The organism is Amycolatopsis sp. FDAARGOS 1241 (assembly GCF_016889705.1).
Classification (GTDB): domain Bacteria; phylum Actinomycetota; class Actinomycetes; order Mycobacteriales; family Pseudonocardiaceae; genus Amycolatopsis.
Map to the genome: position 1 here is coordinate 9,521,798 of NZ_CP069526.1, position 15,398 is coordinate 9,537,195.

At 71.1% G+C, this 15,398-nt stretch carries 18 protein-coding genes and 1 pseudogene; 14 read left to right on the plus strand and 5 right to left on the minus strand.

What is annotated here, in order from left to right:
- The first annotated feature begins 94 nt into the window (after positions 1–94).
- The 9 genes and pseudogenes from purB (at position 95) to I6J71_RS51590 (ending at position 6,873) form a co-directional block, all read left to right on the plus strand.
- Positions 95–1,522 carry an adenylosuccinate lyase gene (purB, locus tag I6J71_RS46125; protein WP_204092616.1) on the plus strand — a complete coding sequence of 476 codons (1,428 nt, stop codon included), beginning with the start codon at positions 95–97 and terminating at the stop codon, positions 1,520–1,522.
- 181 nt (positions 1,523–1,703) lie between these two features.
- On the plus strand, positions 1,704–2,000 hold the full coding sequence (locus I6J71_RS46130; RefSeq protein ID WP_204092617.1) for an alpha/beta fold hydrolase: 297 nt from the start codon (positions 1,704–1,706) through the stop codon (positions 1,998–2,000).
- A gap of 387 nt (positions 2,001–2,387) precedes the next feature.
- Positions 2,388–2,621 (plus strand): hypothetical protein, encoded by a 234-nt coding sequence (locus I6J71_RS46135; protein WP_204092618.1) that lies wholly within the window; start codon positions 2,388–2,390, stop codon positions 2,619–2,621.
- Between the two features lie 232 nt (positions 2,622–2,853).
- Positions 2,854–3,654 carry an ABC transporter substrate-binding protein gene (locus tag I6J71_RS46140; RefSeq protein WP_204092619.1) on the plus strand — a complete coding sequence of 267 codons (801 nt, stop codon included), beginning with the start codon at positions 2,854–2,856 and terminating at the stop codon, positions 3,652–3,654.
- Between the two features lie 48 nt (positions 3,655–3,702).
- Positions 3,703–4,476 carry an ABC transporter substrate-binding protein gene (locus I6J71_RS46145; RefSeq protein WP_204092620.1) on the plus strand — a complete coding sequence of 258 codons (774 nt, stop codon included), beginning with the start codon at positions 3,703–3,705 and terminating at the stop codon, positions 4,474–4,476.
- Positions 4,477–4,482: 6 nt separating this feature from the next.
- The gene (locus I6J71_RS46150; RefSeq protein ID WP_204092621.1) at positions 4,483–5,250 is read left to right on the plus strand and encodes an amino acid ABC transporter permease; all 768 of its coding nucleotides are present in this window, start codon (positions 4,483–4,485) and stop codon (positions 5,248–5,250) included.
- Entirely contained in the window at positions 5,247–5,987 is a 741-nt protein-coding gene (locus tag I6J71_RS46155; protein WP_239154297.1) for an amino acid ABC transporter ATP-binding protein, read from the plus strand. The genes I6J71_RS46150 and I6J71_RS46155 overlap by 4 nt, the downstream gene beginning before the upstream one ends.
- 74 nt (positions 5,988–6,061) lie before the next feature.
- A pseudogene (locus tag I6J71_RS51585) lies at positions 6,062–6,526 on the plus strand (IS5 family transposase); the annotation flags it as partial.
- A 98-nt stretch (positions 6,527–6,624) separates the two neighbouring features.
- Complete coding sequence (locus I6J71_RS51590) at positions 6,625–6,873, plus strand: transposase (protein WP_370542064.1); 249 nt, start codon at positions 6,625–6,627, stop codon at positions 6,871–6,873.
- A gap of 15 nt (positions 6,874–6,888) precedes the next feature.
- On the opposite strand, the gene I6J71_RS46165 is transcribed toward I6J71_RS51590, so the two are convergent.
- A complete protein-coding gene (locus I6J71_RS46165) occupies positions 6,889–8,124 on the minus strand; it encodes a S9 family peptidase (protein WP_204092622.1) in 1,236 nt (411 codons plus the stop codon).
- A 63-nt stretch (positions 8,125–8,187) separates the two neighbouring features.
- Positions 8,188–8,979 carry an S-adenosyl-l-methionine hydroxide adenosyltransferase family protein gene (locus I6J71_RS46170; RefSeq protein ID WP_204092623.1) on the minus strand — a complete coding sequence of 264 codons (792 nt, stop codon included), beginning with the start codon at positions 8,977–8,979 and terminating at the stop codon, positions 8,188–8,190.
- Between the two features lie 148 nt (positions 8,980–9,127).
- On the opposite strand from I6J71_RS46170, the gene I6J71_RS46175 reads away from it, so the two are divergent.
- The 4 genes from I6J71_RS46175 to I6J71_RS46190 all read left to right on the plus strand — a co-directional run bounded on the left by I6J71_RS46175 (position 9,128) and on the right by I6J71_RS46190 (position 12,745).
- Complete coding sequence (locus I6J71_RS46175) at positions 9,128–10,015, plus strand: phosphoribosylaminoimidazolesuccinocarboxamide synthase (RefSeq protein WP_204092624.1); 888 nt, start codon at positions 9,128–9,130, stop codon at positions 10,013–10,015.
- Between the two features lie 32 nt (positions 10,016–10,047).
- Positions 10,048–10,884: a patatin-like phospholipase family protein gene (locus I6J71_RS46180; RefSeq protein WP_204092625.1), complete on the plus strand. Its 837-nt coding sequence runs from the start codon at positions 10,048–10,050 to the stop codon at positions 10,882–10,884.
- Positions 10,885–10,979: 95 nt separating this feature from the next.
- A complete protein-coding gene (locus I6J71_RS46185; RefSeq protein ID WP_239154298.1) occupies positions 10,980–11,501 on the plus strand; it encodes an NADPH-dependent FMN reductase in 522 nt (173 codons plus the stop codon).
- Positions 11,502–12,046: 545 nt separating this feature from the next.
- The gene (locus I6J71_RS46190; protein ID WP_239154299.1) at positions 12,047–12,745 is read left to right on the plus strand and encodes a DUF2334 domain-containing protein; all 699 of its coding nucleotides are present in this window, start codon (positions 12,047–12,049) and stop codon (positions 12,743–12,745) included.
- Position 12,746: 1 nt separating this feature from the next.
- On the opposite strand, the gene I6J71_RS46195 is transcribed toward I6J71_RS46190, so the two are convergent.
- The 3 genes from I6J71_RS46195 to I6J71_RS46205 are packed head-to-tail and all read right to left on the minus strand — an operon-like array spanning position 12,747 to position 14,547.
- Positions 12,747–13,829, minus strand: a complete 1,083-nt coding sequence (locus tag I6J71_RS46195) for a cation acetate symporter (RefSeq protein WP_204092627.1) — start codon at positions 13,827–13,829, stop codon at positions 12,747–12,749.
- Positions 13,826–14,290, minus strand: a complete 465-nt coding sequence (locus I6J71_RS50110; RefSeq protein WP_204092628.1) for a hypothetical protein — start codon at positions 14,288–14,290, stop codon at positions 13,826–13,828. Before I6J71_RS50110 ends, I6J71_RS46195 begins: the two co-directional genes overlap by 4 nt.
- Complete coding sequence (locus tag I6J71_RS46205; protein ID WP_204092629.1) at positions 14,287–14,547, minus strand: DUF485 domain-containing protein; 261 nt, start codon at positions 14,545–14,547, stop codon at positions 14,287–14,289. The genes I6J71_RS50110 and I6J71_RS46205 overlap by 4 nt, the downstream gene beginning before the upstream one ends.
- Before the next feature lie 207 nt (positions 14,548–14,754).
- Here I6J71_RS46205 and I6J71_RS46210 point away from each other — a divergent pair, with 207 nt between their 5' ends.
- Positions 14,755–15,360 (plus strand): TetR/AcrR family transcriptional regulator, encoded by a 606-nt coding sequence (locus tag I6J71_RS46210; RefSeq protein ID WP_204092630.1) that lies wholly within the window; start codon positions 14,755–14,757, stop codon positions 15,358–15,360.
- Positions 15,361–15,398: the final 38 nt, after the last annotated feature.

Here is a 15,398-nt window from a genome sequence, read left to right on the forward strand (position 1 = left end):
CGGGGTGCCGAGGCTTCGTCAGGCCGAACCGGTGGGACCCCCGCGGGTCCCACCGGCCCCGCCCACCGCTGACCTGCACAGGTATCGTGGGCGCGTGACGGACAAGCCCCGGATTCCCAACGTCCTCGCCGCTCGCTACGCCTCGCCCGAGCTGGTGCAGCTGTGGTCGCCCGAGCAGAAGGTGGTGCTGGAGCGGCAGCTGTGGCTCGCCGTGCTCCGCGCGCAGAACGAGCTGGGCGTCGAGGTCGAAGACGGCGTGCTCGCCGACTACGAGCGCGTGGTCGAGGACGTGAACCTCGAGTCCATCGCCGAGCGCGAGCGCGTGACGCGCCACGACGTGAAGGCCCGGATCGAGGAGTTCAACGCCCTCGCCGGCCACGAGCACGTGCACAAGGGCATGACCTCGCGCGACCTCACCGAGAACGTCGAGCAGCTGCAGCAGCTGCGGTCGCTGGAGCTGATGCGCAGCCGGGTCGCCGCCGTGCTCGCCCGGCTGGCCGCGCTGGCCGTGGAGCACTCGGACCTGGTGATGGCCGGGCGCTCGCACAACGTCGCTGCGCAGGCCACCACGCTCGGCAAGCGCTTCGCGACCGCTGCCGACGAGCTGCTGGTCGCGTTCGCGCGCCTGGACGACCTCATCGAGCGCTACCCGCTGCGCGGCATCAAGGGGCCGGTCGGCACGGCGCAGGACATGCTCGACCTGCTGGGTGACGAGTCCACTTTGGACCAGCTCGAGGCTCGGATCGCCGAGCACCTCGGCTTCCGCAACCACTTCGTCAGCGTCGGGCAGGTCTACCCGCGCTCGCTGGACTTCGACGTGCTGTCCACGCTCGTGCAGCTCGCCGCGGCGCCGTCGAGCCTCGCCAAGACGATCCGGCTCATGGCCGGCCACGAGCTCGTGACGGAGGGCTTCAAGCCGGGGCAGGTCGGATCGTCGGCCATGCCGCACAAGATGAACACCCGCTCGTGCGAGCGCGTGAACGGCCTCGCCGTGGTCCTGCGCGGCCACCTGTCGATGATCGGCGAGCTCGCGGGCGACCAGTGGAACGAAGGCGACGTCTCCGACTCCGTCGTGCGCCGCGTCGCCCTGCCGGACGCCTTCTTCGCCCTCGACGGCCTCTTGGAGACCTTCCTCACGGTGCTGTCCGAGTTCGGTGCGTTTCCGGCCGTGGTCGAGCGCGAGCTCGACCGCTACCTCCCCTTCCTCGCGACGACGAAGGTCCTCATGGCAGCGGTCCGCGGCGGTGTCGGCCGCGAAACCGCCCACGAGGCGATCAAGGAGAACGCCGTCTCGGTGGCGCTGGCCATGCGCGAACGCGGTGCCGAAAACGACCTCCTCGACCGCCTCGCCGCCGACGACCGGTTGCCCCTGGACCGCGGTGACCTGGACAAACTCCTCGCCGACCGCATCTCGTTCACCGGCGTGGCGCCGCAGCAGGTCGAGGAGGTCGCGCAGCGGGTGGGGGCCGTGCTGGAACGCTTCCCGGACGCGGCGGGCTACTCCCCGCGGCCGATCCTGTGAGCAGCCTGGTCCTGTGAGCATCCCGTCCTGCAAGCAGCACTGACGGGACCCGACGGAAATTCCGGCTACTGCGGAGGGAGGCGGCTTCCTAGCCTCGGGGCACTGGCGACAGAAGAGAGTCGACGATGCCCCCCGCCCGCCGTGCCCTGCTCCTCCTGCTGATCGGTGATCTGTGCACCCGGTGAACGGCAACGGGATCGTGCTGCTCCTGGTCGGCGGCGGTGGGGAGAACGCCGGCTACTGGAACCTGCCCGAGCTGCCGTCGGACAGCCTCGTCCGCGCGGCGCTCGCCAAGGGCTACGCGACCTACGCGGTCGACCGGCTCGGCACCGGCCGCTCGACCGTGCCCGCGTCGAGCAAGTCCGTCACGTACGACGCGCAAGTGTCCACTGTGGACCAGGTGGTGACGGCCCTGCGAGGCGAGGCCAAGGTGTTCGGCACCACGTGGCACACGTCGTCGGGGTCGGGCATTCGCTGAGCTCCGGCACGCTGGCCGGCGTTGCGGCGCGCCACGCTGCTCGACGCACTGGTCCTGACCGGGTACGGCGCCGCCGTGACGCCGGAGACCCTCCAGCTCGACAAGCTCTACCAGGTGCCGGCCCGGACCGTCGGGACCCGGTGGCGGGGGCTGGACGACGGGTGTCACCGTGCTGCCCGACAAGGTCGAGCAGATCGGGCTCGTCCACGGCCCGGGCACCGACCCGCACGCGCTCGCGGCGATCGGCGCCCACCAGGGCACGCTCTCCGACACCGAACTGTCGTCGCGGCCCCAAGGTGCGGCCGCGGCAGCGCAGGCGGCGCGGATCACGCTGCCGGCGCTGGTGGCCGTCGGTCAGTTCGACCGGCACTTCTGCGAAGGAATCCCGTGGGTGCACCGCCGTCGCCAACGCCCCAGTGCGGGAGCGCGCAGGCGTTCCAGCCCTACGAGAAGAAGCTGCTGCCCCATGCCTGCGTCGCCACGAACCTCATTGCCCGCAGCGGGCACGCGATCCAGGAGGAGCTCGCCGCTCCGATGGCGAACGCCCTGTACCTGTCCTGGCTGCAGGCCACCTTGAGTGGCGGCGCGGCGCGGTGTGCCGAGACCGGGCCGGTGCCGTGACGTTCCTCATCCCGCCGGACCGCGGTACGGCGGCAAACCCGGCCAGGTTGCGGCCCCCGCCCGGCTCGAGCGGCACCACCACGGTCCGGCTGTGACCACGGGCACCGCGTCCACTCCTTGAGACGGAGTTACTCGATCGGGCGAAATCCCTAATTTGGACGGCGAACCCGGAAGCGCCAGGCCGCCCCCCGCGGCCTGGCGTTTTTCCTGCCCGCCCGCACTGGGAAGAAGAATGAGAAAGCTCCTCAGCACCTTCGCCGTCGTGGTCAGCTCCGCCGTCGCGCTCACCGCGTGCGGCTCCTCGTCGGGCGCGCAGACCCTGCGCGTCGGCACGCTCACCGACGCGCCGCCGAGCATCTACCTCGAGAACGGCCAGTTCACGGGGTACGACAACGAGCTGTTGCGCGACATCGCGAAGCGCGAGGGCTTCCAGGTCGAGTTCGTCGGCACCGAGTTTTCGGGGCTGCTGGCGAAGGTCGCGAGCGGGCAGCTCGACATCGGCAGCTCGACGATCTCCGCCACGGCCGCGCGCAAGAAGACCGTGGCGTTCTCCAACGGCTACGACACCAGCTACACCACCGTCGTGACCAAGAAGGGCGCCGGCCTGGCGCAGGCCGGCGCGTTCGCGGGCAAGCGGCTCGGCGTGGTCCAGGGCAGTGTGCAGGACGAGTTCGCGGGCAAGCTCGCCGGCGCGCAGGTGGTGCGCTTCCCCGACTACAACGCCGGTTTCGCACAGCTGCGCAGCGGCGCACTCGACGGCTGGGTCGTGCCGAAGGACATCGGGCAGAAGTACCTCGACCAGAACCCGGGTGTCCCGCTCGAGTTCGGGTACACGGTGCTGGACAAGGACACGCCGTCGGCGTACGCCGTCGCGAAATCCGATCCGGACTTGCTGAACAAGCTCAACGACGGCCTCGCGAAGGCCATCGCGGACGGCACCGTCGCGCGGCTGCACGCGCAGTTCTTCAAGCAGGCGCCGGTGGCGAAGGAGCTGGCCAAGGGCGGTCCCGGGCTGCCGGTGAAGAACGCGTGACTGCCCTAAGCTGCATCGACGGTTCCGGCCGGAAAGCTGAGGAGTGACATGAAGAGGATCTTTGTCACCGCCGTCTTGGCGGCGGCACTCACCGCCACGCTCACCGCGTGCGGCGGCAGCGGCAGCGGCGGGGACACCCTGCGCGTCGGCACGCTGAGTGACTCGCGGCCCAACGCGTACCAGGCGAACGGCCAGTTCACCGGGTTCGACAACGAGCTGCTGAAGGACATCGCGGCCAAGGAGGGCCTGAAGGTCGAGTTCGTCTCGGTCGACTTCTCCGCGCTGCTCGGCCAGGTCGCCAACGGCACGTTCGACATCGGCAGCGCGGGCATCGCGCAGACCGACGCGCGCAAGCAGACCGTCGCCTTCTCCGACCCGTACAACTACCAGTCCCTCGGCATCGAGGCGAAGGAGACGGCGGGCATCACCGACGAGAATTCCTTGGCCGGCAAGCGAATCGGCGTGGTGCAGGGCACCGTGTCCGACAGCTGGCTCGCGGCCAACGCGCCCAAGGCGCAGGCGGTGCGCTTCCCGAACGACGCGGCGGCGCTGAGCGCCCTGAAGTCGGCGGCGATCGACGGCGCGGTGTTCGACCAGGCCTCCGCCCAGGACTACGCGGCGAAGAACCCGGGCCTGAAGGTCACCAAGTCCATCACCACCACGATCCCGCACGGGTACGCGGTGAAGAAGGGCAACAACGACCTGCTGGCCAAGCTCAACGACGGCATCAAGAAGGCCGTCGCCGACGGCACCTGGAAGAAGGTGCACCAGCAGTTCGAGCGCGACGCGCCGGTGCCGGCGGACTTCTCCGCGGGGCAGTAATCCGCGATGGGTCAATTCCTCGACACGTTCCTGAACTGGCAATACATCTGGCAGGTCTTCCCCGACCTGCTCAAGACGGGCCTGGTGAACACACTGATCCTCGCCGGCGCGTCGGCGGTCATCGGCACGGTGCTCGGCATGGTGCTCGCCGTGATGGGGTTGTCCACGAAGGTCTGGCTGCGCTGGCCGGCGCGCGTGTACACCGACATCTTCCGCGGCCTGCCGGCGATCCTGACGATCCTCGTGATCGGCCAGGGGCTCGGCACGCTGGCGCGGCCGCTCGTCGGCACGAACCCGTACCCGCTGGGCATCACCGCGCTGAGCCTGATCGCAGCGGCCTACATCGGTGAAATCTTCCGCGCCGGCATCCAGAGCGTCGACAAAGGACAGATGGAGGCCAGCCGCGCGCTCGGCATGACCTACACCAAGGCGATGCTGCTGGTCGTGATCCCGCAGGGCGTGCGCCGGGTGCTGCCCGCGCTGGTGAACCAGTTCATCGCACTGGTGAAGGATTCGACGCTGGTGTACTTCCTCGGGTTCATCACCTCGCAGCGGGAGCTGTTCCGCATCGGCCAGGATCTCGCCGCCAACACGGGCAACCTGTCGCCGCTGGTGGCGGCCGGCTTCGTGTACCTGGTGATCACCGTGCCGCTCACGCACCTGGTGAACTACATCGACAAGCGGCTGCAGACGGGCCGCAAGGTCCGCGCCGGCGACAAGGGCGACGGTGGCGATCTCCAGCTCGTGACCAGTGGATCGGGGATGAGCCTGTGACCGCCGCGGTGCGATCGTCCAGTGTGGAGCTGCGCGACATCCACGTCAGCTTCGGCACGCTGGAGGTGCTGCGCGGCGTGGACCTGCGCGTGCCCTCGGGCGGGACGACGTGTGTCATCGGCCCGTCGGGCTCCGGCAAGTCCACGCTGCTGCGCTGCGTGAACCGCCTGCAGGAGCCCGACTCCGGCGACCTGCTGCTCGACGGTGAGAGCGTGATCCACGCGAACGCCGATGAGCTGCGCCAGCGCGTGGGCATGGTGTTCCAGCACTTCAACCTCTTCGGGCACCGCAGCGTGCTGGACAACATCGTGCTGCCGCTGCGCAGTGTGAAGGGGCTGGCGAAGGAGGAGGCCGTGGAGATCGCGCGGGCCCGGCTCGCGGAAGTCGGCCTGGCGGACAAGGCGCCCTACCGGCCGTCGGCGCTCTCGGGCGGGCAGCAGCAGCGCGTGGCGATCGCGCGGGCGCTCGCGATGGACCCCGAGGTGATGCTGTTCGACGAGGCGACGTCGGCGCTGGACCCGGAGCTGGTGAAGGGCGTGCTGAACCTGATGGCCGGCCTGGCCGAACGGGGCCTGACCCTGATCGTGGTCACGCACGAGATGGGCTTCGCCCGCAGCGTCGCCGACGAGGTGGCGTTCATGGACGCCGGCCGCATCGTCGAGCAGGGCACGCCGGATCAGGTCTTCGACGGCCCGCGCAGCCCGCGGCTGCGGCAGTTCCTGTCCGAGGTGCTCTAGGTTGATCTTGGGTTGTGGTGGGTCGGGGTGAGGTGACGGATCGGGCGTGGGCGCGGATCGAGCCGCTGTTGCCGGTGTCGGGTCGGGGTCGGCGATGGCGGGATCACCGGCAGGTGCTCAGCGCGATTCTGTGGAAGTTGCGTACCGGTGCGCCATGGCGTGGCCTGCCCGGACGGTACGGGCCGTGGAAATCTGGGCACGAGCGGTTGCGGTTGTGGACCGCCGATGGCACCTGGCAGAAGATCCTGGACGAGGTGATCGTCAAAGACGACTCGATCGGCGAGGTCGAGTGGTCATCAGCGTGGACTCCAGCGTGGTCCGGGCACACCAGCACGCTGCCGGTGCCCGAAAAAAAGGGGGGCTGCACGCCCGCCGTCGAAGCCTTCGCGGTCGAGGGGGAAGAACTCGGACGCTCCCGAGGCGGACTGAGCAGCAAAATCCACCTCGCCGTCGACGGACGCGGCTTGCCCATGCGGGTGCTGCTCACCGGCGGGTACGCCGGCGACAACCCGCAACTGGTAGCGCTGCTCGACGGGCTCGCGGTCGCTCGGATCGGATCGGGCCGGGCCGGCCACGTTGCCGCCCCGACAGCGTGGTCGCGGATCAGGCGTGCTCGCACCCCTCAACCCGGCGAGCGATGCGGGACCGCGGGATCCGGTTCGTCAGCCCCGCGTGTGAGGACCAGATCGCCCTCCGTGCCGGCAAAGGCTCCCGCGGCGGCCGCCCACCCGTCCTCGACGCCGAGACCTACAGGCGGCGCAACGCGGTCGAACGCTGCTTCAACCGGCTCAAACAGTTTCGCGACCTAGCCACTCGCTATGCCAAACGCGCCGCCTGCGACCACGCCGAACTCACCATCGCCGCCATCATCCTCTGGCTCCGATGACTTACAGGCCACGACCTAACCCGGCAGGTGCTCGTCGAGCCAGTCGAACATCCGGTTCTCCGTGAGCAGCCGGCCCAGCGGTTGCACGTGCTCGTTGGCGCCCTCCTCGACGGTGAACCGAAGCAGGTCGGCCCGGCCGCCGCTCGCGCGCACGCCTTCGGCGAGCCGGCTTGACTGCCCGGGCCAGAACTGCTCGTCGTCGGGATCGGTGATCAGCAGCGGCGTCGTGATCCCGGCGATGAGCTCGTCGTCGAGCCGGTAGCGGCCGACCTCGGTGAACAGGTCGAACCAGTCCTCGTGCTGGTAGGGCCGCGCCCGGAACGTCAGCGTGCGGCGGAGCCCGGGCATCCGCACGGCCAGGCCCATGTTCCGGTTGAACGCCTCGCGGTCACCCTCCTCGAGAGCGGCCCGCATGCTCTTGCCCAGCGTGCGGGTCCACGAAGCCGACACGTCGACGACGCCGGGATCGAGCACGGCGGCCGCCAGCCGGTGCTCGTACGCGAGCGCCCGGGGCAGCCAGAAGCCGGCCTGGCTGATGCCGTAGCCGGTGAGGCGGACCGGGTTGACGTCCACCCGCGCCATCAGGGTGTCGACCACGGGCGTCAGCACCGCTTCCCAGTCGGGCCGGAAGAAGGTGCCCTGCTCGAACAGCATCGCCTGCTGGCCGGGGCCGTCGTAGAGGAACGCGTTCCAGCCGCGCGCCAGCGCTCCGGCCGCGGCCGACGTCCACAGGTCGCTGATCGCGCCGTCGCTGCCGTTGGTGACGACGAGCGTCGGCCGCGGCGCGCCGGAAGTGTCCGGCCGGAGGAGGTAACCAGGCAGCTCCGTCGATTCGTACGGCACCGGTACGCGCACGAAGGCGCCTCGAGAGCAGTCGACCACGGCGTCCCAGCACTCGCGGTGGGCCACGAAGGCCTCTTTCAGCGCCGCCGTGTCCGGCTCCGTCGAGAGCCCGTCGACGACACACGCCCAGTACGTGGCCGCCCGCAGGAAACCCGACTGCGCGCTGACGGCGTGGCCCCGGTCGCGCGCCCGTTCGGCTTCCGTCTGCACTTCCCTTGCGGTGCGTTCCCACTGCGTCGCCCAGTCCGAGGCGCGGCGCACTCGCGCGACGGTCGCCAGCACTTCCCCGACTTCACTGGCCCCGCGCACGGCGCGCCCGAGGACTCCGCGCGTTTGGAAATCGAGGCCGTCGTCGCGGAAGAACCCGTCGGAAATCACCTTGTTCCCGTGTGAAAGCAACACCGCCATTTGTGCCCTCCCGCCGTTCACATTCGCCGCCGCGCGCGGGTTTTGGCAAGGGGGCGGACGCCGTCAGCCGGCCGGGGAAGCGGTGATCGTGCATTCCTCCGCGGCGCCCAAATCCAGTACCGCAGCAGCGGATCCACCGTTGACGGCAATGGCCAGGTGGCCTGCGGAATCGGTGAAAACCAGATTCGCTCCCGGTGGCACGTCACCGAAGGTGCGGCCGATCATCGCGGTCAGCGCGACGCGGTTGCTGTGCACCGTGACGGAGCCGGTGAGCCCGGACAGCTCCAGGTCGGCCGGCGTCGCGGCGAGCTGGACGTTGCCGAAGTGGTCGACGGTCAGCACGTCGGAGACGAGCTTGCCGGGGAAGGCCGCCACGAGCGGTTCCGGCAGGCGCACCAGGTCGGTGGCCGCGGGCCCGAACGACGCGGGTTCGGCGCCCAGCGCGAGCCGGGCGGCGGCCGGGGCGAAGACGTCGCGGCCGTGGAAGGTCGCCGACGCCGGGTCCGCGACCTCGATCTCGTACGCGGCGCGCACGCCGCCGAGCGCCGCCGCGGCGGGCAGCAGCAGCCCGTTGTCCGGCCCCACCAGCACCCCGCGGGCCGCCACCACGACGACGCCACGCCGTGCGGTGCCCACGCCCGGGTCCACCACGGCCAGGTGCACTGCGTCGGGCAACGAGGGGACGGTCTGCGCCAGCACCGCGGCGCCCGGCCGCACCTGCTGGGGCGGTACGAGGTGCGTCACGTCGAGCACGCGCACGTCGGGCGCCAGCCGCGCGATCACCCCGTGGCAGGCGGCCACGAAGCCGTCGCGCAGTCCGTAGTCGGTGGTGAACGAGATCCAGCGGTAGCGCATGACCTGCATCATCCTCGATTCGCACAGCGTCCCGTTGCCGATCCGACCAAAAGTAGGCGGACACCCAACCGGACGTTCCAGCGTGTGGTGACGGTTTCCGCCGTGGCTGTGGTTGGGTTGGCCACGAATGGCGCAGTAGGGTGCAGCCGTGACGACGCTCGCCGAATACCCGAAGATCGCCGCCGGCAAGGTGCGAGAGCTCTACGCCGTGGGGGACGACCACCTGCTGCTCGTGACGTCCGACCGCATCTCGGCCTACGACTTCGTGCTGGACACGCCCATCCCCGACAAGGGCAGGGTCCTCACCGCGATGAGCGTGTTCTGGTTCGGCCGGCTCGCCGACCTCATCCCGAACCACCTCGAGGCCCACGACGACCCGCGCATCCCGGACGAGGTCCGCGGTCGCGCCCTGCTCGTGCGGCGCCTGGACATGCTGCCGGTCGAGGCTGTCGCCCGCGGCTACCTCACGGGGTCCGGGTTCTCCGACTACCAGCGCACGGGCGCCGTGTGCGGGGTCGAGTTGCCGGCCGGGCTGGTGGAAGCGGCGAAGCTGCCGTCGCCGATCTTCACGCCCGCGACCAAGGCCGAGCTGGGTGAGCACGACGAGAACGTGACGTTCGAGGTCGTCGCCGCGGAGATCGGGCTCGAGCGCGCCACGGAGGTGCGCGACGCGACGCTCGCCGTGTACCAGCGCGGCGCGGAGCTCGCCGCCGAGCGCGGGATCCTGCTGGCGGACACGAAGTTCGAATTCGGCCTCGACGCTCAGGGTCGCCTCGTCCTCGCCGACGAGGTGCTGACACCGGACTCCTCGCGCTACTGGCCCGCCGAGGGGTACGAGCCCGGCCGCACGCAGCCGTCGTTCGACAAGCAGTACGTGCGCGACTGGCTCACGGGCCCCGACTCCGGCTGGGACCGCGCGTCGAACACGCAGCCGCCGCCGCTGCCGGACGACGTCGTGATGGCGACGCGCGCCCGGTACGTCGAGGCGTACGAACGGATCACCGGGCTCTCGCTGGCCGACTGGCCGTCCGCCTGAAACTGTCGGACCCCGCTGGCAGACTGGGGCCCATGACCGAGGCGTTGGTACTGGGTGGCGGAGGAGTCGCGGGCATCGCGTGGATCACGGGGCTGCTGGCCGGCCTCGCGGACGCCGGGCGGGATGTGAGCGGGGCGGACCTGATCGTCGGCACGTCGGCGGGGTCGGCCGTCGCGGCGCAGATCGGGAGCGGCCTGAGCCTGGGCGAACTGTACGTGCGCCAGACCGACCCGGCTCGGCAGGCCACGGAGATCTCGGCGGACCTGGACCTGGAGAAGTTCGGCGCGGAGTTCGCGTCGGTACTGTCCGGCGGCGGCACGGTTGCCCAGCTGCGGCAGGCCGTGGGCGCGTTCGCGCTGGCCGCCACGACCGTGCCGGAGGAGAAGCGTCGCGAGGTGATCGAGTCGCGGCTGCCGTCCCACGAGTGGCCCACGCGGGCGCTGTCGATCGTCGCCGTCGACGCTTCGACGGGCGAGCCGCGCGTGTTCGGCAACGACTCGGGCGTGCCGCTGGTCGACGCCGTCGCGGCGAGCTGCGCGGTGCCCGGTGTGTGGCCGGCCGTGACGATCGAGGGGCATCGGTACGTCGACGGCGGGGTGCGGTCGGCGGCCAACGCCGACTACGCCGCCGGGTACGACCGGGTGCTGATCGTGGTGCCGCTCGGCGAAGCCGAGCTGTTCCCGGTGGAGAAGCCGCTGCCGGAGGTGCTGGCTTCGCTGCGCGCGGCCGGCGCCGAGGTCGCGGTGGTGGCGCCCGACGAGGCTTCGCTCGCGGCGATCGGCGCCAACCCGCTCGACCCGGCGACGCGCGGCCCGGCCGCGGAGGCGGGCCGGGCGCAGGGCCGGGGGTTGAAGCTCGCCTGGGCGTGACCGTTGGCTCGCCTGGGGGTAGCCGCTTGCCTACTCGCTGCGCATGAGGGAGAAAACAAGCCTCCGGCGGCGGTTTCGCTGGCAGACTGGCGCCCGTGATCCTGCTCATCTGCGGCAGTCTGCGGGGCGGCTCGGTGAACGCGGCGGTCATCAACACTGCCGCGCACTTCACCGACGCGAAGGTCTACGCGGGGCTCGCCGACCTCCCGCACTTCAACCCGGACGACGACCACGAGCCACTGCCCCCGGCCGTCGCCGCGCTGCGTTCGGAGATCGCCGCGGCCGACGGCGTGCTGATCTGCACGCCCGAATATGCGGGCGGCCTCCCGGGCTCCTTCAAGAACCTCCTCGACTGGACCGTCGGCGGCGGCGAGATCTACGGCAAGCCCGTGTCGTGGATCAACGCCTCCTCCGTCGCCGCCCCCACCGGCGGCGCGGACGCCCACGACTCCCTCCGCAAAGTCCTCACCTACGCCGGCGCCCGCATCGTCGACGACGCGTGCGCCCGCATCCCCATCCCCCGCCACGCGGTCACCGACGCCGCCATCACGGACCCCGACCTGCGCGGCCGCATCGCCGTCGCACTCCGCCGGCTGGTCGAGGCCGCGAAGGCCTAGCCGGGACGCGCTGACTTCTGCGGGTGACTTCTGCGGGTTTGCTGGCGCTCGGCTGCCGGCTGCGTGCCTGCGCGTGCTGGTTACCTCGCGGAGGACCGCCGCGCCCTTCTGGCGCGCACCGCTGGCGTGCCTGCACGGGCTCGCCACCGCGCGGCGAGAACCTTTTCGCTGCCATTGCCCGGCGAGCACCGCCCACGGCCACATCGCCGCCCGCCTTCCGAGCGCTCGGCCGCGGCGACGAAGGCTTGGCCGGACGCGCTGGTGTCCGCGCGTAGTCGAAGCGCAGGTGCCGGCTGCGTGCCGGCGCCGTTGGCTCGGATAGCGTGCGGCGAGAACGCGCCGCCGGTCTTGACCGGCGAGCATTGCCCCGCCCGTATCGCCATCGGCGGGGGCGACCAAGCCCTTGCCCGGCGCGCGCGGCGAGCGCTGCGGCTCATCCAGGCCAATCCGCGCCGGCCCGTTCGGCGATGACACCTCACGTGTCCTTTCTGTGCAGTTCACGGTGTTGTCAGACCTTCGCCACTGGAGTGGGGCGCAATGGGTACGTGGCTAGCCGTCTGCTGGTATCGCTGTCCGGGGCCGCCCCGCGTACGCTGCACCGCTGCGCCGACCTCGCCGCGGAGCTGGAGCGGCGCAAGGTGCCGCTGTCGATCCTGCACGTGGCGCGGACCGAGGACGGGCCGGTGACCGCGTGGGTGCGCACGCGAGCCGAGGCGGGGGACTCCGTGCTGTTGCACGGTTACGACCACCGCATCACGCCGACGCACCGGGCCATGCACCTGGGCAAGCGCGCGGAGTTCGCGGACCTGCCCGCGCACGAGGCGCGGCTGCGCCTGATCGCCGCGAAGGCAGCGCTCGACACGACCGGCGTGACCGTCGACGGGTTCGCGCCGCCGCGGTGGCTGGCGTCGGCGGGGACGCTGCTGGCATTGCGGGAGCACGGGTTCACGTTGTGCGCGAACGCGAACACCGTCCGCGACCTGGTGAGCGGCGAGGCGCACCGGGCGCGCGTGCAGGAGTTCACGAGCCAGTCGCAGCGCACGGAGACCGTCCGCTGCTTCGCGCTCGTGCTCGCCTCCGCCCGCGCGGCCCGGCGTGGTGGCCTCGTTCGGTTGGGGATCGACGCCGCCGATCTCGCGCGCCCCGGCTTGCGCCAGGCGCTGCTCGACGCCGTCGACGTCGCCCTTGAGCACCGCGCGTTCGGCAGCACGTACGGCTCCCTGCGCAGCGCGGTCGCGGCCTGACCTACTCGGCGCCGAGGGCTGTCGCCGCCCGCACGCGCAGCTCGGTGAACTTCGCGTCGTCCTCGCGTGCCCGGCTCAGCTTCGACCCGACGACGCAGCCGAGGAAACCCAGCGGGATCGACACGAGCGTCGGGTAGTCCAGCGGGAACGGCGCGTGCGCCGCCCCGCCCGGCCACACGGCCGGGCTCAGCACGATCAGCACGATCAGCACCACCGAACTCACCAGCCCGCTCGCGATGCCCGTGAGTGCGCCCGCCGTGCCGCGCCACGACAATGCGAGCACCAGCGCCGGGAAGTTCGCGCTCGCCGCGACGGACAGCGCGAGCCCGACGAGGAACGCGACGTTGATGTTCGGTCCCGCCAGCAGCGTCACCGCCACCGCGATCGCCCCGATCACGGCCGACGACAGCCGCGCCACGAGCTTCTGCTCGCGTTCGGTCGCACCACCGCGGCGGATCACGTTGGACCACAGGTCGTGCGACGCCGAGCCGGACGCCGAAAGCACCAGCCCCGCCACCACCGCGAGGATCGTCGCGAACGCGACCGCCCCGACGAACGCCGTGAACACCTGGCCGCCGAACGCGTCCGGCCCGCCGCCGAGGTGCTGCGCGAGCGGCGGCGCCGCGAGGTTCGCACCCGGCCCGGCGGGCTTCTCACCCGCGGACCCGAGCAGCGCGCGGGCGCCGTAGCCGATGATCGACGTCAGCACGAAGAACGTGCCGATCAGCCCGATCGCCCAGCCCACCGACGCGCGCGCCGTCTTCGCGTCCGGCACCGTGAAGAACCGGATCAGGATGTGCGGCAGGGCGGCAGTGCCGATCACGAACGCGACCGCCGCCGCGACCGTGTTCAGCGGGGTGCGGTGCGAGCCGCCGGGTGCGAGGTACGCGTCGCCGAGCGGGTGGGCCGCGGCGGCGCGGTCGAACAGGCTGATCGGGTTCCAGCCAACCTGGCTCAGCACCCCGATCGCCAGCGCGAGCCCGGCCGCCATCAGCAGCGCGGCCTTCATGATCTGCACCCACGTGGTCGCGAGCATGCCGCCGAACACCACATACAGGAGCATCGCCGCGCCCGTGAGGATCACCGCCGGTGTGACGTGAGCCCGCTCAGCGTCCGGATCAGCACACCGGAGCCGACCAGCTGCGCGATCAGGTAGATGGTGACGATGAACAGGTTCGCCGACGCCGTCATCGCCCGCACCGGCCGCGCGCGCAACCGGTAGGACAGCACGTCGGCGACGGTGAGCTGGCCCGCGTTGCGCATGCGTTCGGCGAACAGCAGCAGCACGAGCAGGAACGCGACGGCCGCGGCGATCGCGAGCACCCAGCCGTCGAAGCCGCTGAGGAAGATCAGCGCGGTGAAGCCGAGGACCGTCGCCGCGGACATCAGGTCGCCCGCCACCGCGAAACCGTTCTGCGCCGCGGAGATCCCGCGGCCGGCGGCGAGGTATTCGGTGGTCGTGTTCGTCTTGCGGGCCGCGAAGAACGTGACCACCAGCGTCACCGCGATCAGCACCGCGAACGCGGTGAGCCGCACGGCGTTCACCGGGCCACCACCGCGGGTCGGCCGCGAGCGGCGGGCTCAAGCGGGTCGAACACCCGCGCCGTGCGGCGCAGGTACGCCCACGTGATGACCCCGACCAGCACGAACTGGCTCAGGCCCAGCCCGTACGCGAGCGTCAGGCCGCGGAACACCGACGAGCCCAGTGAGCCCGGCAGCCACGCGACGAGCACGAGGAACAGCGTGAAGCAGCCGAGGCCGGCCGTGAGCGCGACGGCCGCGAACCGGCGCCGCGACCGCACGAGCGTCTGGACGCCGGCGAGACTTCCACCAGCGCAAACTCAGTGTCCACAGAGGAGGGGGAGGGAGTCGTCGTGGACTGCTCCTTTCAAAGTGGACAGAGGCTAGCTAACGCTCGTAATTAAGACAAGTGTCCGGTTCGCGAAGTCTGCGCGACTCACCCGGGGGACGCGGCGCTCGCGCCCGACGGGGGCTGGAATCATGGACCCATGGCTCCAGGGGCGGTCGGCAAGTCCGAAGCGAAGACGACGGTGAGCCCGGCTGCGGTCCGGGAAGCCGCACTCACGCTGTTCGCCGAGCGCGGCTACCACGGCACGGCGCTCAGCCAGATCGCGGCCGAGCTCAAGATCCGCACGCCCAGCCTGTACAACCACATGCGCGCCAAGCAGGACCTCCTGCGCGACATCGTCGCCGACACGACCGAACAGGTCTGGGCCGACTACGAGCAGGCGGTCGAGGGCGTCGACGACGTCGCCGAACGGCTGCGCAACGCGACCCGGGTGTACGCGCTGCGCCACGCCACCCACCGGCGCGAAGCCCTCATCGTCAACCGGGACATCGCCAGCATCGAAGAGCCTGCCCGCAGCGAGGTCCTGGAGCTGCGCCGGCGCCACGCGCGGGCCATCAAGGACCTCATCGAGGAAGGCGTGAAGGCCGGCCGGTTCCACGAGGAGTCCTCGACGCTCGCGGCGTTCGGGATTCTCGAGATGTGCGTGAGCATCGCCCGGTGGTTCCGCGAAGACGGGCCACTTTCGCCTGAAGACGTGGCCGAGAAGTACAGCGAGTACGCCCTGCGCGTCGCCGGCTTGGGCTGACCCGCGCGCTCGAACGTGCTTGGCGCGTTCCCCTGTCT

What these genes read in the sequence shown, in the direction of transcription:
- I6J71_RS51590 (WP_370542064.1), top strand. Translation starts at nt 6,625, where the DNA reads ATGCGGGACCGCGGGATCCGGTTCGTCAGCCCCGCGTGTGAGGACCAG.
- I6J71_RS46180 (WP_204092625.1), top strand. Translation starts at nt 10,048, where the DNA reads ATGACCGAGGCGTTGGTACTGGGTGGCGGAGGAGTCGCGGGCATCGCG.
- I6J71_RS46150 (WP_204092621.1), top strand. Translation starts at nt 4,483, where the DNA reads ATGGGTCAATTCCTCGACACGTTCCTGAACTGGCAATACATCTGGCAG.
- I6J71_RS46165 (WP_204092622.1), bottom strand. Translation starts at nt 8,124, where the DNA reads ATGGCGGTGTTGCTTTCACACGGGAACAAGGTGATTTCCGACGGGTTC.
- I6J71_RS46140 (WP_204092619.1), top strand. Translation starts at nt 2,854, where the DNA reads ATGAGAAAGCTCCTCAGCACCTTCGCCGTCGTGGTCAGCTCCGCCGTC.
- I6J71_RS46145 (WP_204092620.1), top strand. Translation starts at nt 3,703, where the DNA reads ATGAAGAGGATCTTTGTCACCGCCGTCTTGGCGGCGGCACTCACCGCC.
- I6J71_RS46210 (WP_204092630.1), top strand. Translation starts at nt 14,755, where the DNA reads ATGGCTCCAGGGGCGGTCGGCAAGTCCGAAGCGAAGACGACGGTGAGC.
- I6J71_RS46170 (WP_204092623.1), bottom strand. Translation starts at nt 8,979, where the DNA reads ATGCGCTACCGCTGGATCTCGTTCACCACCGACTACGGACTGCGCGAC.